Source organism: Enterobacter sp. RHBSTW-00175, from assembly GCF_013927005.1.
Lineage (GTDB): Bacteria > Pseudomonadota > Gammaproteobacteria > Enterobacterales > Enterobacteriaceae > Enterobacter.
On the sequence record NZ_CP055930.1, the window covers coordinates 2806438 to 2830369 of the forward strand.

A 23932-nucleotide genomic window follows, 5' to 3' on the forward strand; every position below is an offset into this window, starting at 1 on the left:
CGCTTTTTACAGATGCAGTACCGTCGGGATTTGCGGGAGCAAAAACAGAATCAAACCAATGGTCCCGCCTACCAGCGTGCCGTTGACGCGGATGAACTGCAAATCTTTGCCGATATTCAGCTCTATCTGGCGTGACATATCTTCGGCGTCCCAGCTTTTTACCGTGTCGCTGATGTGGCGGGTGAGAAACGCGGCAAAGTCCGGCGCAACACGGTGTGCCGCCTGTTCCAGATGCTCGTTAAGCGAAGCCTGTAAGCTGGCATCCGCCATCAGCGTTTCGCCAAACCACAGCCCGGCGTTGGCGATGCGTTGCTTCACGCGTGAGTCTTCGCTTTGCATATCTGTCTTCAGCCACTGGCGCAGGTCGGCCCACATCTCCCCAAGATAACGGTTAAACGCCTCGTCATTTTTCAGGTAATGCTTGATGTTACCGGCTCTGGCGGCCATCTCCGGATCGTTTTTCAGGTTGTCGATAAGCTTTAGCGTGGCCCTGTCGAACGCCTGGCGGATCTGGTGGGTACGATCGTGGCTGATATCGTCCAGCAGGGTATTCACCGCGTTAGAGATCATCTCTGCGCTCTGCTCCCCCAGCCATTCGGTTGGCAACACCATCGCTTTGCGCGGGTGTTCCGTCTCAAGCCAGTGAACAACCTGTGTGGCGATAAATTCCCGTGAACTTTCACGCTGAATCAGCGTAATCAGTCGATTGATGATGGCATCCAGCAGCACCTGATGGCGGTTGTTTCTGGTCATGCTCTCGAGGATGACGGCGCTGGTTTCGGTGAAATCCACCTTATCGATGGCCTTATGTACGGCGCGCTTTAGCAGGCGCTGGATGCGTCCGTCGTCGGTGAGTTCGAGGAACCCGCTCATCACCTGAATCAGATGCTGCCCCACGCGCCTGGCGTTGTCGGGCTGGCTGAACCAGCCGCCAATCATTTTGGCCGGTTCATAGCGGCGGATCAGCGCCACCAGGGACTGCGTATCGAGAAACTTCTCCTGTACGAACAGGCCGAGATTGTCGCCGATCCGGTCTTTATTACGCGGGATAATCGCCGTATGGCGCGAAATAAACGGGACCGGCACGCGGCGAAACAGGGCGACCACCGCAAACCAGTCCGCCAGCGCGCCAACCATTGCCGCCTCGGCAATGGCCTTCACACCCCGCACCCAGAAGGTCTGAGGCAGGAAGAGCGTCGCGATAAATGCTGCGCCGGCAATCAGCAGCAGCGACAGCGCCAGCAGCTTGGCGCGCTTGAGTTCAGTCTGTTTTTCCATGGGGTAAGGATAGAGGCAAGCGGGGGGAAGATGCAAAGTGGGTGAAACATCATCTTATTTGCGATTCTGGAATACGGCTTCAGGAACGGGAGTGTACCGAGGGAAGTTTCGTTTAATTTTCCATCGTTTTGTATATTCTTTTTTGTATATACAATCAGGGAAGGTTACACTATGCCTACGGAGTTTGAATGGAATAGCAGCAAGGCGAAAAGCAACCTGTAAAAGCACGGGATCCGTTTTGAAGAGGCGGTTTTGGTTTTTGACGATCCCTGCCATTTGTCTTTGCAGGAGCGTTATGAGAACGGCGAGTTTCGCTGGCAAACAATCGGACTTGTGCATGGCATCATTGTTATTCTGGTTGCGCACACGATCCGTTTTGAAAGCGGGAATGAAATCATTCGTATCATCAGCGCACGTAAGGCAGACCGTAAAGAAAGGAGCCGTTATGAGCATTGTTAAACATAAACGCGGTAGTGCTGCTGAAGTTAGCGTTCATCGCGAGGCCGAACTTCACGCGTTAGCGGAAAAACCCGACACGGAAATTGACTATAGCGATATTCCGGCAACGGATGGGGCGCTGTGGAACGACGCGGTGCGCGGCAAGTTCTATCGACCGTTAAAAACCCAGGCGTCTGTGCGTATCGATGCAGATGTTATGGAATGGCTTAAACGCCCGGGAAAAGGGTATCAGACGCGACTCAACGCTATTTTACGCGAGGCGATGCTGCGCGATCAGAACAAAAAATAGCGCTTAACGGGCAGCGCCAATGGCTGCCCATTCGCTCAGAAGGTGCTTCCCAGTAATCGCCATAGCACCCATCCGCCAAATACCATCAGCACTCCACCCGCGACACGCTCGATAATCCAGACCGAGTGGCTTAACCTCTCCTGCACGGCGGGAAGCCCGATCAGTGACACCACGGCTAAGTCCCACACCAGCACAACCATCACCATCCAGATGCCGCTCACCGATTGCTGTAGCAAAGTTACGTCCGGCCCCAGCAACGCCGTCATTAAGGCCAGGTAAAACAGGGCATTTTTCGGGTTCAGCAAGGCGGAGCCAAGCCCGAGTAGGATCTGTTTGCGCCATGTGGGGATGTGCGGGTTTGTTTCTGTTAGCGAAAGCGGCTGCGATGTGCTGCGCACCAGCTGCGCACCTATCCACAGCAGGTAGAGCGCTCCGCAAAGCTCGATAAGCGTAAACAGCCACGTAAACTGGCGCAGCGCGCTCCAGCCGATAATCACCAGCAGGATGTACACCCCGTTGCCTGCGGCGATGCCGAGGCACAGTCCAGAGCTGCCGCGCAGGCGGTAGCGTGCGGCGTAGCCTACCAGCAGGAAAAAATCCGGCCCCGGGCTTAACAGGGCGACAAAATGTGCCAGCGCCAGGGCGAGAAATGCGGAGGGGAAGAACAGCTCCATAGTGACCTCATCATAAAAACAGAGGTCAGGTTACGGCTACCCAGAACCTATTTCTTGTCTGATATTGATCGGCCCGTTGCGTACTGGCGAGGTGTGGCCGCCGTATAGCTCACGAAGGTTTTGTGGAAATGGCTCTGATCGGCAAAACCGCTCTGGTAGCCAACGTCCGCAATATCATCTCCGGCACGCAGCCTCGCTTTGGCGTACTCCACGCGTGAGATGTTGAGAAAACTGCCAGGCGTTAAGCCAGTATCTTGCTTAAAAGAGCGGATCAATGTCTCTTTACGCAAGGAAAATTGCTGCGCCAGTACGTCCAGCGAGGGCGGGGTGGCAAGGTCAGACAGCAACGCCTGCTGGAGTAACTGGCTGGTGGGTCGCAGTACGTGTTTGTCTTCGTCGCACCGGGGGAGAGCAGAAAGCAGTGCATTAAGCGCAGAGGGCGTCATATTTTCAACAATATCAAGATAATGCGCAAACAGTGATTCATCGCGGATAACCTGCAGCGCGAGAGGCAAATCGGTGTCGATATAGAGCATATGGTAGCTGCGCGGTTGATCTGCCACTGGGTTACAGCTGTGTGGTACGTAGGCCGGGATCACCACGATGTCGCCAGCCTCCAGAAGGTACTCTTGTCCATTACATACGCAGTGCGTCTTCCCTTCCACAATGGCGCCGACTGAGAGCTGAACATGGCTGTGGCGTTTATATGCCTGCCTACTGTGCCATGTGCTGCGCAGCTCTACACCCGGTTGCCGGGAAAAGGTCTGGTGAATATGGCGCGGTGTTGTCATTGGTCTGTCCTGACTTCGTTTTATTTTTTATAGCACAGCTGAATGCAGAGTCGGAGATCAGGATGGCGAGAAAGCGATTTGTTTTATGTCACTTTTAACATTAATCGTATCAATAATTGGCTGGACGAGCGTTAATAAAAAACCTGCCATCTGGCAGGTTTTTTTGAACTCAAGAAGACTTAGAAGCTCACGCCGCCGCCAACATAGGCACCGTCGATCAGGGTGTGGTTTGGGCGACCGTCTTTGCCATCAACGCTCACATGGCGGTAACCGACTTTCAGCGTCACGGGTTTGATCGGCGTCCAGCTTACGCCGCCGTTTGCTTCCACGTAGTTTTTCACGCTGTTGTTCAGGCCGTCTGGTGCCACATAGCCTTCACCAAACACATTAATGCTGTCGGTCAGGGCAACGCTCACGCCACCACCGATAGGGAAGGCCACGCCGTTATCGCCTTTTTTCGGGCCAACGTAGAGGGCTTTCGCACCTGCGTTCAGCATCACCGGGCCAACTTCGAAATTGTAACCTGCACCCACGCCACCGGTCGTGGTGCCGTCATCGGTATTTTTCAGCCAACTGCCTTCGGTGTACAGACCAGAGGTCGATTTGCCCATTTCAACATTCAGGTTAGTGAAGTTTTTACCCTGCTCAATACTCCCGCCCATTGCCAGTGCGGAACCCGACACAACAGTCAGAGCAGAAAGGATAAGAACGTTAAGCTTTTTCATGAGTGTTTCCTCGTCATCAAATTAATCTGAGGACACCTTAACAAGCGATGTTTATGACTGCAAATGTGAGGCGGTTCGCAATTTTATGCTTATTTTGTTAATGGATTTATCTTTTAGTGTTGGTTAAAGGTTGGTTTACCGCGGCGTCAATACGTATTGTTTTGGAGTTTAGAAAAAGTTTAATTTTCTATCTAAACAGACGTTGAACAGGCAAGGGATATTGGTTTGGTATGAATTAATTGCGCTTCTTATAATTTCCAATAATGTTTCTGTCGTTATGGATGAATACCTAAATTTACATTTTAATGTTTAATTTATACGCAGTTCGGCGCTTATAGACGCTCCCGTTAACCCTTTTCTTCGAGGAGAGGATTAACGGGATGGGGCGCTACTTACGTAACCCCGCAAACGCCGCCCGGATCTCATCTTCCGGCAGCGCCAGGCCAATAAACACCATCACGCTCCGTGGTGCTTCATCACCCCAGGGTCTGTCCCAGTCGGCGCTGTACAGGCGCTGCACGCCCTGGAACAGCAGGCGGTTTGGCTCGCCGTCTATCCACAACATCCCTTTGTAGCGCAGCAGCTTGTCGGCGAACGACAACAGCAGGTTTTCCATTACGCGGGACACGTCGCTGATATCCACCGGGTAATCCAGCTCGACCACAATCGACGACACATCGTTTTGCTTGTCGGCCATAAAGTGAAAGCGCGGCTTCGAGGTGACGTTCTCTTCCAGCATAAAACCGTTGGTGTTGAACAGCTGAGACAGGTCGATATCGCCGTGGGTCACGGTATAAACCGGTGCGCGTGAGTTAATGCGTGCCAGGCGTTCGCGCAGCTTTTCGCTGTCGCCCGCCACATCGGTTTTGGTCAGCAGGATGCGGTCGGCGTAGCCCACCTGAGACTGGGCGATGGTGAACTGGTTCATCTGTTCGTCGGCGTGTACCGCATCAACCAGCGCAATCACGCCGTCCAGCAGGTAGCGCTGGCAGAGGATTTCATGAGAGAAAAAGGTCTGAATAATCGGGCCGGGATCGGCCATGCCGGTGCATTCAATCACCAGGCGGTCGAAGTCGATCTCCCCGCGATCTCGGCTGTCGAGCAGATCGAGAAGAGCGTCTTCTAATTCATTAGAGCGGGTACAGCAGATGCAGCCGTTGGTCAGGGTTTTGATCTGCGTGGCGCGATCGCCAATCAGCTGGTCGTCTACCGAGACTTCGCCGAATTCGTTTTCGATAACGGCGATTTTGAAGCCGTGCTGTTCGTTCAGAATATGGCGCAGCAGGGTGGTTTTACCTGCGCCGAGAAAACCGGTCAGCAGGGTGACGGCAATCGGGGTCATGGTCTCTCCTTTAGCAGCAGCGTACGCCGCCTTCTCCACTTCCGCCGTAGCGTGCTTCCTGACGCTCGCGGAAGAATTCGGTGTAGGTCATGTACGGCTTATCCGGGTGATTGGTCTTCATATGCTCAACGTAGTTGTCATAGTCCGGGATGCCAATCAGCATTTTCGCCGCCTGACCAAGGTATTTTTTCGCTTCGCCTAAGTTACCAAACATTGTGGTTTCCAGATAGAAAAAGCCCGACGAGGGGGCCGCCGGGCCTTGTTTCCCCTCACCCCAACCCTCTCCTAAAGGGAGAGGGGGAGGATTGCGGATTAATGGTGTGAAGAAGTCTTCACGCCACCTTCAGGAACCGGTACATACGGGGTTTCTTTATCCGTACGACCACTCGCGTTACGCACATTCATCCAGGTTTTGATGCCGTAGAAGATGATGCTGTACACCACCACCAGGAACAGAATGCTCAGGCCTGCGTTGGTGTAGTTATTCACCACGATATGGTTCATGTTGGCAATCTGCTGCGCGGTCAGGTCCGCGCCGCCTGCGGCAATCTTCGCTTTGTACTGGTTAGCCATGAAGAAGAAGCCTTCCAGCTGCGGGTTGGCGCTGAACAGTTTCAGGCCAAGCGCCCAGGTGGTGCAGAGCAGCAGCCACAGCGCAGGTACCACGGTCACCCAGATGTATTTGGTGCGTTTCATTTTCACCAGGACAACGGTACCCAGCACCAGGGCAACAGCCGCCAGCATCTGGTTAGAGATACCGAACAGCGGCCACAGGCTCTTCACGCCGCCCAGCGGGTCGACAACGCCCTGATACAGCAGGTAACCCCACAGACCAACACAGCCCGCAGTACCCAGCACGCCTGCCACCAGAGAGTCGGTTTTCTTCAGGAAAGGCACGAAGTTGCCGAGCAGGTCTTGCAGCATAAAGCGGCCAGCACGGGTACCGGCGTCCAGCGCGGTCAGGATGAACAGCGCTTCAAACAGAATACCGAAGTGGTACCAGAAGCCCATGTCCGCCCACGGCAGCACTTTGTGGAACACGTGGGCGATACCCACAGCCAGCGTCGGTGCGCCACCCGCACGGTTCAGAACCGACGGTTCGCCGATGTCCTTCGCCGTCTGCATGATCTGCTCAGGTGAAATCACAAAGCCCCAGGAGCTGACGGTTGCCGCAGCGTGTGCGCTCGCATCTTTCAGCTGCGCCATGATCAGCGCCGCGTTGTCACCGCCCATCTCGTGCAGGTTTGGCATGGTGATGCCCAGACCGGCTGGTGGGGTGTTCATCGCGAAGTACAGACCTGGCTCAATAATGGACGCTGCCACCAGAGCCATGATCGCCACGAAGGATTCCATCAACATGGCACCGTAACCAATCAGACGCGCGTCTTTCTCGTTCGCCAGCAGCTTCGGTGTGGTACCGGAGGCAATCAGCGCGTGGAAGCCAGATACAGCGCCACAGGCGATGGTGATGAACAGGAACGGGAACAGTGCGCCTTTCCACAGTGGGCCAGTACCGTCGATGTACTGCGTTACTGCTGGCATTTTCAGATCCGGGTTAATCACCAGGATACCGATCGCCAGACCGACGATCACGCCGATTTTCAGGAAGGTCGCCAGGTAGTCACGCGGTGCCAGAATCAACCAGACCGGCAGCAGGGCTGAGACGAACGCATAACCGATCAGCGCGAAGGTGATGGTGGTGTCCTTGAAGGTCAGCGCCGGGCCCCAGTACGGGTCGTGTGCAATCACGCCACCGAAGTAGATGGACGCCACCAACAGCACAATACCAATCACCGACACTTCGCCCACACGTCCTGGGCGCAGGAAGCGCATGTAGATACCCATGAACAGCGCAATCGGCACGGTAGAGCAGACGGTGAAGACACCCCACGGGCTTTCGGCCAGTGCTTTCACCACGATTAACGCCAGCACCGCAAGGATGATGATCATAATCAGGAAGCAGCCGAACAGGGCGATAGTCCCCGGCACGCGGCCCATCTCTTCTTTGACCATCTCACCCAGAGAGGCACCGTTACGGCGAGAAGAGATAAACAGCACCATAAAGTCCTGCACTGCACCCGCCAGCACCACGCCTGCGAGCAGCCACAGGGTACCTGGCAGGTAACCCATCTGTGCCGCCAGTACCGGGCCGACCAGCGGACCTGCACCCGCAATCGCGGCAAAGTGGTGGCCAAACAGCACGTAGCGGTTGGTTGGCACGTAGTTCAGGCCGTCATTGTTGATGACCGCCGGCGTGGAACGCGTCGGGTCAAGCTTCATGACCTTTTGCGCGATATAAAGACTGTAGTAGCGATAAGCCACAAGGTAGACGGAAACAGACGCGACCACGATCCACAGGGCGCTTACGTGTTCGCCCCGGCGTAATGCGACAACCGCCAGACAGAAAGCGCCGAGGATCCCGAGTAAGGCCCAGGGCACGTGCTTCAGTAGTTTTTTAGTATCCATAATAGACCTGGTTTTTTATGTAAAGAAAAAAGGGTCAGGGTTCGTTGTGTGGAGGTATTGATTAATGCTGGTGGGATCGTGCCAGATCGTTACACATGTAAAGGAAGGTAAATGGGCGAGTGGTTGTAAGTCGTGGGTAAGCGGTCAAAGATGCGGGCGAGTGGTTCAGACTCGCCGCAGGCGGTAAAAATTATGTGATTCAGATCACTACGTTAGCGTCTCTGGCTCCTGGGTCAGGTAGCCTTCCAGCGTATCCAGAAGCTTATCTTTCAGCCATTGCGGCTCCAGAACCCGAATATCGGGCAGCCAGTAGAAAATCAGCGGCAGGATCTGATTCTCGTGCGCAGCCTTGCAACGAAGCGTTGTGCCGCTGTGTTGTTCGGCAATCAGCTCCTGTTCTGGCAGTAAATTCCGGCGTCTGAAGTAGTGTGAAATATTATTGTTTATGAATATTTTCACCTCGAAAGTATTTTCCGATACCCAGGGGCCAGGGTTTTTTTCCAGCAGTGCAAGGGTGCTTTCTTCAGGGGTAAATGTGACGTTCTGAATATCAAACCAGCTTATCTGGCTTAGCGAAAAGGATTTCAGTCGGCTATTTTCGGTGGCTTGTAAATACCATATATTCTTTTTGTTAATGAGTTTGTAGGGGTTAATTTGACGTGTTTTACCTTTATAAACGATCTGGCAAACATTACAATTTTTAATCGATTTCTCAATATTGGGTAAATGGCGACGAATATCCGTTTGCACGGTATGTTCTGCATTGTTGCCCAAAATGAGAATATGATTGTCATCCACGCGGGTTTCGAGCTGTTGCCAAAAATCAGCATTTCGCTCAGGAAAAAAATTATCAGCATTCAGGAAGTTAGCAATGGTGTGGTGCAGCCCCTGCCCGGAGGGCGCTTGCGGGGAGTGGATCAGTCGATATTGCCCATTACCGGTGTGCTCAACAATGGGTGAGAGTGCATTCAAATCACGATACACGGTGCGCTCAGTAATTTTAAATTTATCCATCAGCGCACTTCGGTTTACCACACCGTTTAAATGTAGCTCTACCAGAATATCGACCAGACGTTCAGCCGAGCGGCTCCGCGTCGCATTAGCCATAAGGTATTCCTGTTAATTTAATGGATTTACGCTGAATTATGCGGACGGCACTGACACGGGATGTCAGTATTCAGGCGCAGTAAATTTCTCTTATGGTTATATAACGGCGTGATTTAGCGGAAACCTTAATATTTTTTGCGGGAAGCCGCGCTGGCCGGGGGATAGCCAGCGCGTAGAGGGGTCAGATGACAGCGTCCATCTCCGTCATTACCGGGTGGAAACGACGTTTAAAATAGATCAGGCCGTGGCCCTCCTGGCTAAGGGTGATATTTTTAATTTCAACCAGATAGACCAGATGTGTACCAATGGTCTGCACCTGGCTTATCTCTCCTTCAAGGCTTGCCAGCGCACCTTTAAGCACTGGCTGTGCCAGCGGGCCTTTCTGCCAGCAGGAAAGATTAAAACGCTCTTCCATCACCATGCCGGTCATTCCGGCGAAGTGGCGAGCCATGATCTCCTGCTCGTGGTTCAGCACGTTAACGCACAGTCTGCCGTTGCCCTGAAAAACCGGATTCATGGCGCTGTTGGCGTTGATGCATACCATCAACGACGGTGGTGTGTCCGTGACGGAACAGACGGCGGTAGCGGTAATGCCGCAGCGGCCGGCATCGCCTTCGGTGGTGACAATATTGACCGCGGCCGACAGGCTGGCCATTGCGTCGCGAAAACGCAGGCGTTGTTCATCTGATTGCATTGAAACCTCCCGCTGCGTTATTTCAGCAGCTTGTCCAGCATGTTGATATCGGTGTTGTTGTGCAGGTGCGGTACCGTCCAGCCGTGCTGGTCATACTCAGACATACAGCGGTCGACCATCGCCATCATTTTGTCCATGTTGCCGGAGCTTTGCGCCTGACGCAGGCATTGCAGGCGAATTTCATCCTGGCTGCCGGAGTAGTTGATCTCATACAGCTCATGACGGCCGCCAAACTCGCTGCCGATGGCATCCCACATCAGTTTTAAAATCTTGATGCGTTCAACGTGATCCATACCGTTGGAGCCACGCACGTACTTCGCCAGATACTTGTCGATTTGCGGGTTGTTCAGGTCGCGGGCGCTGGAGGGCAGATAGATAAGCCCGCTGGTAACGTTACGCTCGATGATGTTTTTGATCTTCGCATAGGCCATTGGCGCCATGACGCGATAGGTTTGCAGCGCGGCATGATCCGGCAGATACGCGCCGTTCACCCACGGTGTCGCTTCTGAACACATGGAGTCGCTCAGTGCCCAGAACATATTACGCCAGGCCACCACTTCGCCCAGGTCTGCCTGCACGCCGCGGAACTCCAGCGTCCCGGTGCACTCCAGCGATTTCTTCAGCAGAGCAGTGATAAAGTCGAGTTTCACCGCCAGACGTACGCAGGCTTGCAGCGGATACATGCGGGCAAAACCGCCTTCCATGGTCCAGCGACGGCAACGGTCGAAATCGCGATAGATGAGCACGTTTTCCCACGGGATCAGCACATTGTCCATCACCAGAATGGCGTCGTTCTCGTCGAAACGGCTGGAGAGCGGGTAATCGTAAGGGGAGCCGGTGGCCCCGGCCACCATCTCGTAAGAGGCGCGCGAGATAAGCTTCACGCCTTCGGCATCCATCGGGGCGACGAACATCAGCGCGAAGTCCGGGTTTTCCCCCATCACCTGCGCAGAGCCAAAGCCAATCATGTTGTAGTGGGTCAGCGCCGAGTTGGTTGCCACCACTTTCGCGCCGCTGACGATGATCCCGGCGTCGGTCTCTTTCTCCAGCTTGATGTAGACGTCTTTCACTTCGTCCGCCGGTTTGTGGCGATCGATAGGCGGGTTAACAATCGCATGGTTGAAGTACAGGCCAGTTTCCTGAATGCGGGTGTACCAGTTGCGGGCGTTCTGTTCGAACTGGCCGTAGAAGGCCGGGTTAGCGCCAAGCGCGCAGCCAAACGCGGCTTTGTAATCCGGTGTGCGTCCCATCCAGCCGTAGCTCAGGCGTGACCACTCGGCAATGGCGTCGCGTTGCTGGCGCAGGTCGTCGGCGCTTTTCGCCACGCGGAAGAACTTATGGGTATAGCCGCCGCTGCCGGTGTCGGTGCCCCAGCAAAGGGTGTCCTGCATGTCAGGTTTGTGCAGGGCGTCGTACATCTGCGCGATGGATGCCGCCGCATTACGAAACGCCGGATGGGTGGTGACGTCTTTGACGCGTTCGCCGTAGATATAAATCTCACGGCCGTCCTGGAGGCTTTTTAAATACTCTTCGCCGGTTAATGGACGTTTGGCATCAGCGCGGAAATCTTCAGGCTTCATAGGGACCTCGTATCGGAATAGGGATTGTTAAATTTGTGTTTTGTTTTTGTTGTTTAATTGAAGCCTGAGAGGGGCGGAACGTGAAGGGACGTTTGGGACAACGGCGGGTACTTTTCGCGAGAGATCGCAGAGTGTGATTTCCCTCACCCTAACCCTCTCCCAAAGGGAGAGGGGACGGTTACTCCCTCTCCCTTTGGGAGAGGGCAGGGATGAGGGGAACAGGGGAAACCGGTACTTTCTGCGCCCGATAGCTGCTGGGTGAGCATCCCACTAAGCGATTAAAAAATCGGGCGAAATAGGCCGGATCTTTAAACCCCAGCTGCCAGGCAATCTCGTTCACCGCGTTATCGGAAAAAAGCAGCAGCCGTTTGGCTTCGCGCAGTTGCCGGTCGAAGATCAGCCGTTTCGGCGGGCGGTTGGCGAAGCGGCGGCAGATATCGGTCAGGCGGGATTCGGTGAGATGCAGTTCGCAGGCGTAGTCCGGCACCGTCCAGTGCTGGTGGTAGTGGGTGTCGATCATCTGGTTAAAACGCTGGAACAGCTTCAGCTCGCCGCGCATCCCGCTGGCCGCGTGGTCGTCGAGCTTCGCGTTGCGCAGCAGCAGAGTGAACACCGCCTGGGCTAAAAGTACCAGCGTATGTTCGCGTCCGGGCAGTTGTTCCGTGGATTCGCGTTCGATCAGCCGCCAGTAGTGTTTCAGCGCCGCCAGCTCGTCCGGTTTGTCGGCCAGGGACAGGCAGATCCCCGGCAGGCCGAACGCTTCCCGCGTGCCGGGGTAGAGCACTTCAAGCAGGGGCCAGACCAGATCTTCGCGTACCGTCAGCACATGCCCGTCGCTGTCGGATTCAGTGATAAACGCGTGCGGCACCGACGGTGGCGTGAGCACAAACAGCGGAGCCTGCACCGAATAGCGATGATCGTCGAGCTGAAGCTCAATCTGCCCGGTATCGAGAAAGTGCATCTGAAAGAACTGGTCGTGGCGATGCGCCTGCATATCGCGGCCAAAAAAGGCCGCCATGCGGGCAAACGACTGATAGTGCACATCGTCGGTGCCCAGACTTTCGTCGTACTCTTTGCTGATATCGATATTCGCTATCGGGCTTTGGCACATAACCGCTCCTTAGTGGATCTTCTGCGCCGCCATGCCTGGCACATTTTCACGGCTTTCCCGCTGGGTCATCGGGATACGCGTCAGCACCAGCGCGCCCACCACCAGCAGCCCGGCCACAAACCACAGCCCTGAGCTAAAGCTGCCGGTTGTATCGCGCAAGATGCCGATCAACAGCGGGCTGACGGCCGAACCCACATTCCCGATGGCGTTGATCACCGCCAGTGCCACCGCGCGGGATTGCAGGCTAATAACCTGATCCGGTGTGGTCCAGAATATCGCCATAGCGGTAAAGGATCCGGTTGAGGCCATGATGATGCCAAGCAGCTGGATCAGGCTGTGGTCGGTCGCCGAGGCCAGCATCCATCCCGCCGCCGCGAACAGATACGGCAGGATGGTGTGCTTTTTTCGCTCTTTCAGCCTGTCGGAGCGTCGGCTCCACCAGATCATCCCAAGGATGGTACAAAACTGCGGGATCGCCGCCAGCAGGCCAATCACGATATTGCTGCTGTGGCTGTTAAAGCTTTGCAGGATCTGCGGCGTCCAGATGTTGATCGCACTCAGTGTGTTGGTCAGGCAGAAATAGGCCAGCGTGTAGAGCAGTACCGCCGGGGTCAGCACTTCACGCAGCGTCGAGCGCGGGGTGGTGGCGTTTGCAATCGCGTGCTCCTGCTCGCGGGCAATCATCGATTTCAGCGTCTGTTTTTCTTCATCATCAAGCCAGGTGGCCTGATCTGGCGTGTCGTTAAGGAAAAACCAGGTCACGACGCCGAGCACCACTGACGGCAACCCTTCCAGAAGGAACAGCCACTGCCAGCCTTTCAGGTTCCACAGGCCGTCCAGCGCCAGAATATAACCCGAGAGGATCGAGCCGAGCATCATGGTCACCGGCATGGCAATCATAAATAGCGCGTTGGCGCGGGCGCGGTGATAGGCGGGGAACCACCAGGTGAGATACACCAGGATCCCCGGCAGGAAACCGGCTTCGGCAATGCCGACCAGCATTCGCAGTACGTAGAGCGTTTGCGGGCTGGTGGCGAACATCGTACAGGTAGACGCAATGCCCCACACCACCATGATCCCGGCGATCCAGCGGCGCGCGCCGATCCTCGCCAGCATGATGTTGCTTGGGATCCCGCACAGCACGTAGGTGACGTAAAACAGCGTTGCCGCCAGGCCAAACATGGTGGAGGTCAGGCCCAGATCTTTGCCCATCGTCAGCCCGGCAAAGCCAATGTTAATGCGGTCAAGAAACGAGAAGACAAACAGGATAAAGAGAAACACGATCAAACGACGGAACAGCTTGTTAATCACGCGATGTTCTACAGCTTTATTATCTTGCAGGGTAGAGGTCGTCATGGTGCGCTCCACATCGTCCGTTCAGTAGACGGATTTATTGTTATTGACTGATGTAACCGGTTTTTCGATAAAACGGGCTGCCAGCGCTTCGGCGCTACGGGCCAGCAGGGTGGTATCCACACCCACGGCGACAAACAGCGCACCGAGTTCGAGATAGCGTTTTGCCAGCGTTTCGTTAGCCATCAGGATACCGGGCGCTTTACCTGCGCTCAGGATCTGCCCGATGGCCTGTTCGATGGCGGCCTGCACATCCGGGTGCTGCGGATTACCGGCAAAACCCATGTCGGCGCTGAGATCCGCCGGGCCAATAAACACCCCGTCGACCCCTTCGACATCCAGGATCTGCGGCAGGTTTTTCAGCGCTCTTAGGGTTTCTATCTGCACCAGCACGCACATGGCATCGTTCGCCTGCTGCAGGTAATCAGGAATACGGTTCCAGCGCGACGCGCGGGCCAGCGCACTGCCAACCCCGCGGATCCCCGCAGGGGGATAACGGGTGGCGCTCACCGCCAGACGGGCTTCGTCGGCATTTTGTACCATTGGCACCAGCAGGGTTTGCGCGCCCACATCCAGCAGCTGTTTGATCTGCACCGGATCGTTCCAGGACGGGCGCACCACCGGCTGGCTGGCGTAAGGCGCAATCGCCTGTAACTGTGTTAAGACGGTTTGCACGTTGTTTGGCGCGTGTTCGCCGTCGATCAGCAGCCAGTCGAAACCCGCGCCTGCCAGCAGCTCTGCGCTGTAGCTGCTGGTCAGCCCCAGCCACAGGCCGATTTGCGGCTTTCCGGCTTTCAGCGCGGTTTTAAATGCGTTTTGCATGGTGAACTCCTACACAAAGCGGCAGCTAATCGAGCCCATGTTGCCGTAGTCCACGTGGAAGGTGTCGCCCTTGCTGGCGGCCACCGGGCGGGTAAACGAACCGCCGAGGATGATTTGCCCCGGTTCAAGCTGCACGTCGTACGGCGCCAGTTTGTTTGCCAGCCACGCCACGCCGTTCGCCGGGTGGTTGAGTACGCCTGCGGCGACGCCGGTTTCTTCGATCACGCCGTTGCGATAGAGCAGGGCGGAGATCCAGCGCAGATCCAGCTCGTCGGGTTTAATCGGCCGTCCGCCGAGGATCACACCGGCGTTGGCGGCGTTATCGGAAATGGTGTCGAACACTTTGCGCGGGCGCTGGGTGTCGGGATCGATGTTGTGGCAGCGGGCGTCGATCAGCTCCAGCGCCGGGATCACATAGTCTGTGGCGTTGTAGACATCGAAAATCGTGCAGTTAGGGCCGCGCAGCGGTTTGGCCAGCACGAACGCCAGCTCCACTTCAATACGCGGGACGATAAACCGATCGACGGGAATGTCGCTGCCGTCGTGGAAGAACATGTCGTCCAGCAGCGCGCCGTAGTCCGGTTCGCTTATCTGCGAGCTGGCCTGCATGGCTTTGGAGGTGAGGCCGATTTTATGGCCTTTCAGCACGCGGCCTTCGGCGATTTTCAGGCTTACCCATTCGCGCTGTACGGCGTAGGCGTCGTCGATGGTGATCGTCGGGTAATCCAGCGAGATCTGGCGGATCTGTTCGCGGGATTGCTCCGCCTGGTGCAGACGATGTGCGATCAGGGTATGGGTGTGTTTATCGAGCATAAAAGACCTCAGCGAAACAGTGCGTGCACATTGTTTTGTTTGTAATTGAGCGTCGGGTGCAGTTCGTCGAGCTCAAACGACAGCGCCAGATAGCGGCTTTCCATCAGCTCTGCAAAATGCGTTTTGATAAGCCCAAACAGCATCTCTCCCACCGCCTCGCGGCTTTCCAGGCTGCGCCCGGCGCCTATTTTCAGTGTCATATGCACAAACGCGTAATCGTGCTTACCGTCGGCCATCTGCCAGGTATCCAGCCAGTGTGCGCGGCTACGGATACCGCCGAGCGGGAAAATGCCCGTGGCGGCGAGCGCCTCGTTCACTTTGGCAAACAGACCCGGTAGGTCGGCCTGCTCGCGGATATTGTCGGTACATTCAGCAATAAAATGCGGCATGGTGGCTCCTTACGCGGGCAGCGGGAAAACAGCGTTAACCTGGCCGGTGCCGGAGCTGGCGAACAGCTCGGTGAGAAACTCCACCTTGCCGTCGTATTTGTCCCATCCGAGCATCCCCAGCAGCATTACCGTGTCGTGCATATTGCCCTCGCCGTAGCAGTAGTCGGCGTACTCCGGCAACATGTCGCAAAACGCCTTGAACTGGCCTTCGCGCCACAGCTTTACCACGCGCTCGTCCATCTGGCGGTCGAACTCGCGGGTGTAGCTGTTCATCCCTTCTTCCGCACGCTGGTCGTCGATAAAACGGTGCGACAGGGAACCGCTGGCCAGCACGGCGACCGTGCCGTCGTATTGCGCAATCGCGCTGACGATAGCTTCACCGAGTCTGCGGCTGTCGGCGAAGTCGTGCACGGTGCAGAACGCCGAAATCGAGATCACTTTGAAGTGCTTGTCACTGTTCATGTAGCGCATCGGCACCAGCGTGCCGTACTCCAGCTTCAGGCTCGGGATGTTATGCGCTTTGGCCCGCACGCCGAGCTTCACCGCTTCGTCGGCAATCAACTGGCCGAGTTCTGGATTGCCGTCGTAGTCATAGGTCATGTCACGGATAAAGTGCGGCAGCTCGTTGCTGGTGTAGAGGCCAGAAAAATGATCCGCACAGTTAATGTGATACGCGCTGTTCACCAGCCAGTGGGTGTCGAAAACGATAATGGTATCGACGCCCAGCTCGCGGCAGCGCTTGCTGATCTCTTTGTGTCCGTCGATGGCCGACTGACGGCAGCCGTGGTTTTTCCCCGGCAGCTCAGAAAGATACATCGACGGGACGTGGGTGATTTTTGCCGCTAACGCTAACGTACCCATATCAGACCCCCCATTTTGGAATCGGATGGTTGCCCATAGAGATACAGACGTTTTTCATTTCGGCGAACACTTCAAAGCTGTACTCGCCACCTTCGCGCCCGGTGCCGGAGGCCTTCACGCCGCCAAACGGCTGGCGCAGGTCGCGCACGTTCTGGGTGTTCACAAACACCATGCCGGCTTCGATATTGCGTGCCAGACGCAGCACTTTGCTCACATCCTGGGTCCAGATATAGGACGCCAGACCGTACTCCACGTCGTTGGCCAGGCGCAGACCTTCCGCTTCGTCTTTAAACGGCAGCAGGCACGCCACCGGCCCGAAGATCTCTTCCTGGGCCACGCGCATCCGGTTGTTCACATCGGCCAGCACGGTCGGGCGCAGGAAGTTACCGCCTTTCAGGTGCGCAGGCAGGTCAGTGGGTTTGTCCGGCCCGCCCGCCAGCAGGGTGGCACCCTCTTCAATACCAAGGCGGATATAACCCGAGACTTTTTCCCAGTGTTGCTGGCTAATCAGCGCACCGACCTGCGTGTTCGGATCGGTTGGGTCGCCCACGCGCAGGCGGTTGGCGCGCTCGGCGAAACGTTTGACGAATTCCGGGTAGATGCTCTGCTGAATGAAAATGCGCGAGCCCGCGGTGCAACGCTCGCCGTTGATAGAGAAGATGGTGAACAGGGCGGCATCCAGCGCGCGCTCGATATCGGCATCTTCAAAAATCAGTACCGGTGATTTGCCGCCGAGCTCCATCGAGTACTTTTTCAGCCCGGCATTTTTCATGATGTTGCGACCAGTGGCGGTACCACCGGTGAATGACACGGCGCGCACGTCGTGGTGACGCACCAGCGCATCACCCGCTGTCGCGCCATAGCCCTGCACCACGTTCAGCACGCCCGCCGGAATACCGGCTTCCAGCGCCAGCTCGCCCAGACGGTCGGCAGTCAGCGGGGAAAGCTCAGACATCTTCAGTACCGCGGTATTGCCCAGCGCCAGACACGGCGCGACTTTCCAGGTGGCGGTCATAAACGGCACGTTCCACGGCGATACCAGCGCACACACGCCCACCGGCTGCACCAGGGTGTAGTTCAGCATGGTGTCATCGACCGGGTAGGTTTTGCCGTTCATCTGCTGGCACACTTCGGCGAAGAACTCGAAGTTGTGCGAGGCGCGCGGGATCAGCACGTTTTTGGTCTGGTGGATGGGCAGACCGGTGTCGGCGGTTTCCATCGCAGCGATCTCAGGCACGTTCTGGTCAATCAGATCGCCCAGGCGGCGCATCAGGCGCGCGCGCTCTTTCATCGGCAGGTTGGCCCATTTCGGGAACGCCTCTTTGGCGGCGGCAACGGCCTGATTTACCTCGGCTTCACCGCCGGAGGCCACTTCTGCCAGCACTTCGCCAGAGGCTGGATTAGTGGTGTGGAAGTAGTCACTTCCCGCCACGTTTTTGCCGTTGATCCAATGGTTTATCTTTTTCATTTTGTCGTCTCCTCACTGACAATTCGGTTCACCAGGCGGCCCACGCCTTCCACTTCCACCACCACTTCGTCGCGAGGCACCACGTCGGAAAGCCCTTTCGGCGTGCCGGTGGCAATCATGTCCCCCGGTTGCAGGGTCATAAATTCGCTCAGGTACGCAATCAGGAACGGGATGCTGAAGATCAGGTCTGCCGTGGTGCCTTGCTGGCGTAATTCGCCGTTAACGAAGGTGCGCAAGGCCAGGTTGTGCGGGTCGGGAATGGCTGCTTTCGGCACGATGTTGGGGGAAATCGGCGTCAGCCCGTCACGGCTTTTCACCCGCAGATTCGGGCGATAGTAGTTTTCGAGGTAGTCGCGGATGGCGTAGTCGTTACAGACCGTATAGCCCGCGACATAGTCCATCGCCTCGGCTTCACTCACCTTGTGCGCGGTTTTGCCAATGACCACCACCAGCTCCGCTTCGTAGTGCATATATTCAACGTTGTCCGGGCGGACTGACGTCTGGTTATCACCGTTAAAGGTGTTCGGGGCTTTGATAAACACCAGCGGCTCGGTGGGTGGTTTGAAGTCCAGCTCGCTGGCGTGATCGGCGTAGTTCAGCCCCAGGGCAAACAGCGTGGGGTGTGAATGTGGGCCTTGCGCAGGGGCGATATCGCGTTCGTTGACGACCGGGTTTTCCAGCGCCGGGAAACCTTCGGCCAGAATGCGCACCCGATCGCCCGGACGCAGCGCCACGCGGGCCTGCGGTGTGCCGAGCAAAATGGCATCGCCAGGGTTCAGGGTGGCAAATTCGCTCAGGGCGCTGAGCAGTTCGGCGGCGCTGCGCTGTAAATTTGCGGTGTTCCAGTGGTCTGCTTCGCGGCCATTGATTTCGGTAATGATGGTCAGGTTATCGACGTTATCAACCGCGACAAGCTCACCCAGAGGGCAGAAGCCATCACGGCATTTGGCTTTGATGGCCGGGCGGTAGAAGCTCTCTTCCGGCAGGCTCACTTCGTTGGCGAGTGCGTATCCGGCGATGTACTCCGCCGCGTCTTCAGCCTGCACCTTGCGGGCGGTTTTCCCCACCACCAGCGCGACCGTGGCCCCGCTTAACACCGTTTCACCTTGCGGGAACGGGATGGGGTCGCCGGCACGAATAACGGTGTTGCCCGGTTTAATAAACCAGACGGCGGTTTTCGGCGGGGTGTTATAGGGGGCTTTTTCAAACGCTTCACGCCAGGCTTCACGCTGGCTTTGATGATTCAGCGCGACGGCAAAAACAGTACCTTTCATTGACTACTCCTCAGGCCGGAGGTCCGGATTATGATTTCATTAATATGTTAATGATCTGGTTTTATGCTTTTGCTGTTTGTTTCGCAATCAGAAGTGAAAATTTTGTGATAGGAATAACAATAAATTTACATATATAATTAAAATGATATGTTTATCAGTGTGTTAATAAAAATCCGTTGTTTCTGTTAGACTTTTTGCCAGAAAACGTGTTGTTTATAAAAACAGCTTTTTTGAATTGTTTACTTGTTAATGATTTCTGGGAGTGGCTATGCATGACTCATTAACCATCGCGTTATTACAGGCGCGGGAAGCGGCGATGTCTTACTTCCGCCCGATTGTGAAGCGGCATAACCTGACCGAACAGCAGTGGCGGATTGTGCGCGTGCTGGCCGAACATCCGTCGATGGATTTTCACGATCTGGCGTTTCGGACCTGCATTCTGCGCCCGAGCCTGACGGGCATTCTCACGCGCATGGAGCGCGACGGGCTGGTGCTACGCTTAAAGCCGGTGAACGACCAGCGCAAGCTGTACGTGTCACTGACCAAAGAGGGTAACGCGCTGTATGAACACGCCCAGGCGCAGGTGGAAGAGGCTTATCAGCAGATTGAGGCGGAATACACGCCGGAGAAAATGCAGCAGCTGACGGCGCTGCTGGAAGAGTTTATCGCGCTCGGCAACCGCCATATCGCCGAACGCGGGGAAGACGAGTAACTCAGCCCTCCGGCTTTGCCAGATGGATAAGCGTGTCGATTCGCGCGGGGGAAAGTGGCTCGCGCGGGTGCGGCAGCGGCCAGCCGTACAGCCAGCGGGCGCTGGTGGCGCAGGTTTTCCCCTGACAGGCGCCCATGCCACAGCGCGAGGCGAGCTTCGCCGCCTGCCAGCTTTCGGCATTTTGCACATCGCCACAGCGTACATCTTCGCAGCGGCAGAGCAGGGTGTCGGCAGTGGTAACGTCTTTTAGCGATTCCGGTAAGGCGAATGTGGCATGGAGCGCCCGGGCAAAACGCTGCCAGCGTGTACGGGCGGCGAGGGCTTTTTCTGCCTTCCCGGGGTTATCCGCCGCGATATAGCCCGCAATTTCCCCTTCGGCCAGTGCCAGCTCACTGCCGCCAAAGCCGGTGCATTCTCCCGCAGCATAGATATCCTCCACGCTGGTGCGTTGAGAAGCATCGACCCGGATAGCCTGATTTTCGGTTGCGCAGCCGAAGATAAGCCCCGGCTCGAGATTGGGCACCAGTCCGTAGCCGATAGCCAGCCTGTCACAGGCTATCTCCTGATTTTTCCCGCCGTGGCGTACGGTCACGGACTGAAGATGTGCCTCTCCCCGGGCACGGATAACCTGGCTTGCCGGGCGATAGTGGGCCGGAAAAAGCTCGCCGAGCTGGAACAGTTTTTCTGGCCAGCGCCAGAGCCCTGCCGCGAACCGGGCCAGCGCGCTCACCGGCGCTTGTTCGATGATGGCAACGATATTCCCGCCTGCACGTTTCACCGTACTGGCAACCGCCAGCAGCAGCGGCCCGCTACCGGCGATGACCACCCGCTCGCCGTTGAGCGGCAGGCCGTGTTTAATCTGCGCCTGTAACCCACCGGCCCCCGTTACGCCAGGAAGCGTCCAGCCAGGAAACGGCAGGGAGAGTTCCCGTGCGCCGCAGCATAAAATCAGCCGCTGCCAGCGGCTCGCGCCGCAACTGTCTGCGGTTTCAAACACCACGGAATGCGGTTCAGGGCGGGCAATCAGCCGGGCACCGTTAAGCAACGTAATGGCTGGCTGTTCCGCCACCGCCTGACGCAGACGTAAGGCGCGCGGAGGCAGCGAAACCTGCGGGCCATCGCGCCAGATTTGTCCGCCAGGACGCGGGTTGTCGTCCAGGACGATAACCGATTTTCCGCAGCGTGCGGCGGCCAGTGCCGCAGACAGCCCGGCTGGCCCTGCGCCGAGGACAAGGATCTCGCAATCAAACGTGCGCATGTTGGCTCCTCTCAATCACCATATCGGGCTGGCATTCCGTCTGGCAGGCCAGCACCCGCAGTCCATTCACCGTGACGCGACACTCCTGGCAAATGCCCATGCCGCAGAAGGGGGCGCGCGGCTCACCGCTGACCGAACGGCGCGTTACGCTATCGCCCGTCAGTGCCAGCGCCGCCGCGATGCTGATGCCTGCAGGAACGTCACAGGGTTCACCTTCGATAATCAGGTTCAGGGTTGTCATGCGATGGCCTCATGTTTGTGCAGCCGCGCGGGGAGCCAGGCATCCGGGAAAACGGGCGGACGTTCGCCGAGGATCTGTGCGCAGAGCAGTTCGGCGGTTGCGGGGGCGGTGGTGACGCCCAGCCCTTCGTGCCCCAGCGCCAGCCAGACTCCCGGGCGCGTGGGATGCGGGCCGATGAGCGGGTTGCCGTCTGCCGATGCGGCACGAAAACCGCTCCAGCAGCGGATGATATTCAGACTCTCCAGCGAGGGTAAAAAATGACGCGCGCGCGCCAGCATGGTTGCCAGAAGGGGCAGATCTATCTCGCGGTCGGTGTTGTCGAACTGGCGGGAAGAGCCAATCAGCAGTTGCCCGGTCGGGCGCGGCTGGATATTAAACGCCACCGACGTGCCACCCGAATGAGCGCTGGCACCGTACCCCAACTCGACCAGCTGATGGCTGAGCAACGGGCCGTAGCGATCGGTGATCGCCAGCTGGCCTTTTTTCGCCCGCAGCCAGTTTTCATCCAGCAGCCTGTTGGCACCCAGCCCGCAGGCAATGACGATGGTGCCCGCCCGCAGGCGTTTGCCGCTATGCAGGGTGACGTAAGGGGCATCGACTGCACGGGCGCGGTCACGAAGATGCGTGATATCAGCATCCTCAATAAACCAGCGGGCGACGTTCGGCGCGTAAACAATTCCGTCTCCGGGTACCCACAGCCCGCCGCTGAGCCGGGAGGTGAGCAGGGGTTCACGTGTGGCAAGCTGGTCGCGGGTCTGCATGTCGCTGGCAACCTGGTATTGCGCCATCCGCTGTTGCTTTTCCTCTGCCAGCTCAAGCTCCTGCGGCGTTTCCGCCAGCCACAGCGTGCCGCACCCGCGCCAGGCGCAGCTTTCCGGCATGTGGGGCGTCAGTTCCCGCCAGCGCGCCAGTGACCAGGCTGAGAGGGTCAGTTCGGCGGGATCGTCATCCATACACACCAGATGACCCATTCCTGCCGCCGTTGCACCCGCGTTGCCGTCGTCTACCAGCGTGACCCGCTGCCCGCGCTTTGCCAGTTGCCAGGCGCAGGCGGCGCCGATGATCCCGGCACCGATGACAATGACGTCACTTTCGGTCACAACGTGATCCCCCAGCGGAACGGATCGTCAGGATTGAGGATCAACCGGTTATCGCCGCAGACCCACGCCTCTCCGCGGATCGTCGGGATGATTTTGCTGCCCTGCGGCACGAAATGGGCGGTAAATTCGCTGCCGATAATGCTCGCCTGCCGCCAGCTTTCCCCGGGCCTGAGTTTGCCGTCCCCGGCCAGACAGGCCAGCTTGGCGCTGGTGCCGGTGCCGCAGGGGGAGCGATCCCAGGCTTTACCCGGGCAGAGCACAAAGCTGCGGCTGTTTGCCCGGTCATCTTCTGCGAAGAGTTCAATATGGTCGATAATGCCGTCATGTTCGCCACGAATGCCCGCACGTTCTAACCCTTCCCGGATTGCCCAGGCATACTCCGTTAACTGCGGGATCTGGTCCGGTATCACGGCGAACGGATGATCGTTGACGAGGAAGAACCAGTTCCCGCCCCAGGCGATATCGCCCGTTACCGTGCCGTGTGTGGTTTCAACCTGCACCTGTTTGCGCCAGCGATACGCCGGGACGTTCTCTACCGAAACGCTGCCATCCGCGTGCAGCGTGGCGGTCACATCACCCACCGGGGTTTCAATCAGATGTTTACCGGGCTGAATGCGGCCAAGCCAGGCCAGCGAGGCGATAAGGCCGATCGTGCCGTGGCCGCACATGTTCAGAAAACCGCTGTTGTTGAAGAAGATTACCCCCGCCGTGGCCTGCGGTGACATGGGCTCGCAGAGCAGGGCACCGACCAGGACATCGTTACCGCGCGGCTCAAGGATGATGGCTTTGCGCCAGTCGTCATAGTCGCGGGCGAAGCGATCCCGGCGCTCGGCCATATTTCCTGTGCCCAGATCCGGAAAACCGTCGATCACCAGGCGGGTTGGTTCGCCGCCGGTGTGGGAGTCAATTACTCTCAGTTCGCTGTGCTGCGCTGTCATGGGATCTCCGGAAAGTTAATACCTTGTTGCTAAATGCTGGCGTAAGGCTGGCATTCCTGCTTGATCGCTTTCGCCACCAGAAATGACGAAATCAGCACAGTGACCGGTTTCATTCTTAAGTGAAATTCATATTTATTTCTTATTAATCATTCTGTTGATGGTGTGGTAAACCAAAAAAGGCAACAGC

Annotated in this window: 25 protein-coding genes; 3 read left to right on the forward strand and 22 right to left on the reverse strand. The window is 57.0% G+C overall.

Features of this window, described 5'->3' with window-relative positions:
* Positions 1-6 precede the first annotated feature (6 nt).
* Positions 7-1278 (reverse strand): DUF445 domain-containing protein, encoded by a 1272-nt coding sequence (locus HV107_RS13315; RefSeq protein ID WP_182059440.1) that lies wholly within the window; start codon positions 1276-1278, stop codon positions 7-9.
* A gap of 231 nt (positions 1279-1509) precedes the next feature.
* On the opposite strand from HV107_RS13315, the gene HV107_RS13320 reads away from it, so the two are divergent.
* Entirely contained in the window at positions 1510-1737 is a 228-nt protein-coding gene (locus tag HV107_RS13320; RefSeq protein WP_259349707.1) for a BrnT family toxin, read from the forward strand.
* Positions 1724-2026: a BrnA antitoxin family protein gene (locus HV107_RS13325; protein ID WP_166717775.1), complete on the forward strand. Its 303-nt coding sequence runs from the start codon at positions 1724-1726 to the stop codon at positions 2024-2026. Before HV107_RS13320 ends, HV107_RS13325 begins: the two co-directional genes overlap by 14 nt.
* Positions 2027-2061: 35 nt before the next feature.
* On the opposite strand, the gene HV107_RS13330 is transcribed toward HV107_RS13325, so the two are convergent.
* From HV107_RS13330 to hpaG, 17 genes are all read right to left on the reverse strand, one after another.
* A complete protein-coding gene (locus HV107_RS13330; RefSeq protein WP_182059441.1) occupies positions 2062-2700 on the reverse strand; it encodes a LysE family translocator in 639 nt (212 codons plus the stop codon).
* Between the two features lie 47 nt (positions 2701-2747).
* Positions 2748-3491 (reverse strand): AraC family transcriptional regulator, encoded by a 744-nt coding sequence (locus HV107_RS13335; RefSeq protein ID WP_182059442.1) that lies wholly within the window; start codon positions 3489-3491, stop codon positions 2748-2750.
* A 179-nt stretch (positions 3492-3670) separates the two neighbouring features.
* Positions 3671-4216: a YfaZ family outer membrane protein gene (locus tag HV107_RS13340; protein ID WP_182059443.1), complete on the reverse strand. Its 546-nt coding sequence runs from the start codon at positions 4214-4216 to the stop codon at positions 3671-3673.
* Positions 4217-4604: 388 nt separating this feature from the next.
* A complete protein-coding gene (yjiA, locus tag HV107_RS13345; RefSeq protein ID WP_182059444.1) occupies positions 4605-5558 on the reverse strand; it encodes a GTPase in 954 nt (317 codons plus the stop codon).
* 10 nt (positions 5559-5568) lie between these two features.
* Entirely contained in the window at positions 5569-5772 is a 204-nt protein-coding gene (locus tag HV107_RS13350; protein ID WP_003856610.1) for a YbdD/YjiX family protein, read from the reverse strand.
* A gap of 98 nt (positions 5773-5870) precedes the next feature.
* Positions 5871-8024, reverse strand: a complete 2154-nt coding sequence (locus HV107_RS13355) for a carbon starvation CstA family protein (protein ID WP_182059445.1) — start codon at positions 8022-8024, stop codon at positions 5871-5873.
* A 207-nt stretch (positions 8025-8231) separates the two neighbouring features.
* Positions 8232-9131, reverse strand: coding sequence for a YafY family protein (locus tag HV107_RS13360; RefSeq protein WP_182059446.1), 900 nt, complete (start codon positions 9129-9131; stop codon positions 8232-8234).
* Positions 9132-9312: 181 nt separating this feature from the next.
* Positions 9313-9825, reverse strand: coding sequence for a 4-hydroxyphenylacetate 3-monooxygenase reductase subunit (locus HV107_RS13365; protein WP_182059447.1), 513 nt, complete (start codon positions 9823-9825; stop codon positions 9313-9315).
* A 17-nt stretch (positions 9826-9842) separates the two neighbouring features.
* Positions 9843-11405, reverse strand: coding sequence for a 4-hydroxyphenylacetate 3-monooxygenase, oxygenase component (hpaB, locus tag HV107_RS13370; protein ID WP_182059448.1), 1563 nt, complete (start codon positions 11403-11405; stop codon positions 9843-9845).
* Positions 11406-11583: 178 nt separating this feature from the next.
* Positions 11584-12516, reverse strand: a complete 933-nt coding sequence (hpaA, locus tag HV107_RS13375; RefSeq protein ID WP_182059449.1) for a 4-hydroxyphenylacetate catabolism regulatory protein HpaA — start codon at positions 12514-12516, stop codon at positions 11584-11586.
* 9 nt (positions 12517-12525) lie between these two features.
* On the reverse strand, positions 12526-13872 hold the full coding sequence (gene hpaX, locus HV107_RS13380) for a 4-hydroxyphenylacetate permease (protein WP_182059450.1): 1347 nt from the start codon (positions 13870-13872) through the stop codon (positions 12526-12528).
* Positions 13873-13893: 21 nt separating this feature from the next.
* Entirely contained in the window at positions 13894-14691 is a 798-nt protein-coding gene (gene hpaI / locus HV107_RS13385; RefSeq protein WP_182059451.1) for a 4-hydroxy-2-oxoheptanedioate aldolase, read from the reverse strand.
* Positions 14692-14700: 9 nt separating this feature from the next.
* Positions 14701-15504: a 2-oxo-hept-4-ene-1,7-dioate hydratase gene (hpaH, locus tag HV107_RS13390; RefSeq protein ID WP_108089514.1), complete on the reverse strand. Its 804-nt coding sequence runs from the start codon at positions 15502-15504 to the stop codon at positions 14701-14703.
* 8 nt (positions 15505-15512) lie between these two features.
* Entirely contained in the window at positions 15513-15893 is a 381-nt protein-coding gene (locus tag HV107_RS13395) for a 5-carboxymethyl-2-hydroxymuconate Delta-isomerase (protein WP_182059452.1), read from the reverse strand.
* A gap of 9 nt (positions 15894-15902) precedes the next feature.
* The gene (gene hpaD / locus HV107_RS13400; protein ID WP_182059453.1) at positions 15903-16754 is read right to left on the reverse strand and encodes a 3,4-dihydroxyphenylacetate 2,3-dioxygenase; all 852 of its coding nucleotides are present in this window, start codon (positions 16752-16754) and stop codon (positions 15903-15905) included.
* Position 16755: 1 nt separating this feature from the next.
* The gene (hpaE, locus tag HV107_RS13405) at positions 16756-18222 is read right to left on the reverse strand and encodes a 5-carboxymethyl-2-hydroxymuconate semialdehyde dehydrogenase (protein ID WP_182059454.1); all 1467 of its coding nucleotides are present in this window, start codon (positions 18220-18222) and stop codon (positions 16756-16758) included.
* Positions 18219-19496 (reverse strand): 4-hydroxyphenylacetate degradation bifunctional isomerase/decarboxylase, encoded by a 1278-nt coding sequence (gene hpaG / locus HV107_RS13410; RefSeq protein WP_182059455.1) that lies wholly within the window; start codon positions 19494-19496, stop codon positions 18219-18221. The genes hpaE and hpaG overlap by 4 nt, the downstream gene beginning before the upstream one ends.
* 268 nt (positions 19497-19764) lie before the next feature.
* On the opposite strand from hpaG, the gene hpaR reads away from it, so the two are divergent.
* Positions 19765-20208: a homoprotocatechuate degradation operon regulator HpaR gene (gene hpaR / locus HV107_RS13415; RefSeq protein WP_182059456.1), complete on the forward strand. Its 444-nt coding sequence runs from the start codon at positions 19765-19767 to the stop codon at positions 20206-20208.
* A 1-nt stretch (position 20209) separates the two neighbouring features.
* Here hpaR and HV107_RS13420 read toward each other — a convergent pair whose 3' ends face one another.
* The 4 genes from HV107_RS13420 to HV107_RS13435 are packed head-to-tail and all read right to left on the reverse strand — an operon-like array spanning position 20210 to position 23745.
* Entirely contained in the window at positions 20210-21466 is a 1257-nt protein-coding gene (locus tag HV107_RS13420; RefSeq protein WP_182059457.1) for an FAD/NAD(P)-binding oxidoreductase, read from the reverse strand.
* Positions 21453-21707: a (2Fe-2S)-binding protein gene (locus HV107_RS13425; protein ID WP_182059458.1), complete on the reverse strand. Its 255-nt coding sequence runs from the start codon at positions 21705-21707 to the stop codon at positions 21453-21455. The genes HV107_RS13420 and HV107_RS13425 overlap by 14 nt, the downstream gene beginning before the upstream one ends.
* Positions 21704-22807, reverse strand: coding sequence for an FAD-binding oxidoreductase (locus tag HV107_RS13430; RefSeq protein WP_182059459.1), 1104 nt, complete (start codon positions 22805-22807; stop codon positions 21704-21706). The genes HV107_RS13425 and HV107_RS13430 overlap by 4 nt, the downstream gene beginning before the upstream one ends.
* Complete coding sequence (locus tag HV107_RS13435; protein WP_182059460.1) at positions 22804-23745, reverse strand: 4-hydroxyproline epimerase; 942 nt, start codon at positions 23743-23745, stop codon at positions 22804-22806. Before HV107_RS13435 ends, HV107_RS13430 begins: the two co-directional genes overlap by 4 nt.
* Positions 23746-23932 lie beyond the last annotated feature (187 nt).

Bases quoted from the DNA above. Each gene is read 5' to 3' on its own strand.
- HV107_RS13315 (WP_182059440.1), bottom strand. From the start codon at position 1,278: ATGGAAAAACAGACTGAACTCAAGCGCGCCAAGCTGCTGGCGCTGTCG.
- HV107_RS13325 (WP_166717775.1), top strand. From the start codon at position 1,724: ATGAGCATTGTTAAACATAAACGCGGTAGTGCTGCTGAAGTTAGCGTT.
- HV107_RS13330 (WP_182059441.1), bottom strand. From the start codon at position 2,700: ATGGAGCTGTTCTTCCCCTCCGCATTTCTCGCCCTGGCGCTGGCACAT.
- HV107_RS13335 (WP_182059442.1), bottom strand. From the start codon at position 3,491: ATGACAACACCGCGCCATATTCACCAGACCTTTTCCCGGCAACCGGGT.
- HV107_RS13340 (WP_182059443.1), bottom strand. From the start codon at position 4,216: ATGAAAAAGCTTAACGTTCTTATCCTTTCTGCTCTGACTGTTGTGTCG.
- yjiA (WP_182059444.1), bottom strand. From the start codon at position 5,558: ATGACCCCGATTGCCGTCACCCTGCTGACCGGTTTTCTCGGCGCAGGT.
- HV107_RS13350 (WP_003856610.1), bottom strand. From the start codon at position 5,772: ATGTTTGGTAACTTAGGCGAAGCGAAAAAATACCTTGGTCAGGCGGCG.
- HV107_RS13355 (WP_182059445.1), bottom strand. From the start codon at position 8,024: ATGGATACTAAAAAACTACTGAAGCACGTGCCCTGGGCCTTACTCGGG.
- HV107_RS13360 (WP_182059446.1), bottom strand. From the start codon at position 9,131: ATGGCTAATGCGACGCGGAGCCGCTCGGCTGAACGTCTGGTCGATATT.
- HV107_RS13365 (WP_182059447.1), bottom strand. From the start codon at position 9,825: ATGCAATCAGATGAACAACGCCTGCGTTTTCGCGACGCAATGGCCAGC.
- hpaB (WP_182059448.1), bottom strand. From the start codon at position 11,405: ATGAAGCCTGAAGATTTCCGCGCTGATGCCAAACGTCCATTAACCGGC.
- hpaA (WP_182059449.1), bottom strand. From the start codon at position 12,516: ATGTGCCAAAGCCCGATAGCGAATATCGATATCAGCAAAGAGTACGAC.
- hpaX (WP_182059450.1), bottom strand. From the start codon at position 13,872: ATGACGACCTCTACCCTGCAAGATAATAAAGCTGTAGAACATCGCGTG.
- hpaI (WP_182059451.1), bottom strand. From the start codon at position 14,691: ATGCAAAACGCATTTAAAACCGCGCTGAAAGCCGGAAAGCCGCAAATC.
- hpaH (WP_108089514.1), bottom strand. From the start codon at position 15,504: ATGCTCGATAAACACACCCATACCCTGATCGCACATCGTCTGCACCAG.
- HV107_RS13395 (WP_182059452.1), bottom strand. From the start codon at position 15,893: ATGCCGCATTTTATTGCTGAATGTACCGACAATATCCGCGAGCAGGCC.
- hpaD (WP_182059453.1), bottom strand. From the start codon at position 16,754: ATGGGTACGTTAGCGTTAGCGGCAAAAATCACCCACGTCCCGTCGATG.
- hpaE (WP_182059454.1), bottom strand. From the start codon at position 18,222: ATGAAAAAGATAAACCATTGGATCAACGGCAAAAACGTGGCGGGAAGT.
- hpaG (WP_182059455.1), bottom strand. From the start codon at position 19,496: ATGAAAGGTACTGTTTTTGCCGTCGCGCTGAATCATCAAAGCCAGCGT.
- hpaR (WP_182059456.1), top strand. From the start codon at position 19,765: ATGCATGACTCATTAACCATCGCGTTATTACAGGCGCGGGAAGCGGCG.
- HV107_RS13420 (WP_182059457.1), bottom strand. From the start codon at position 21,466: ATGCGCACGTTTGATTGCGAGATCCTTGTCCTCGGCGCAGGGCCAGCC.
- HV107_RS13425 (WP_182059458.1), bottom strand. From the start codon at position 21,707: ATGACAACCCTGAACCTGATTATCGAAGGTGAACCCTGTGACGTTCCT.
- HV107_RS13435 (WP_182059460.1), bottom strand. From the start codon at position 23,745: ATGACAGCGCAGCACAGCGAACTGAGAGTAATTGACTCCCACACCGGC.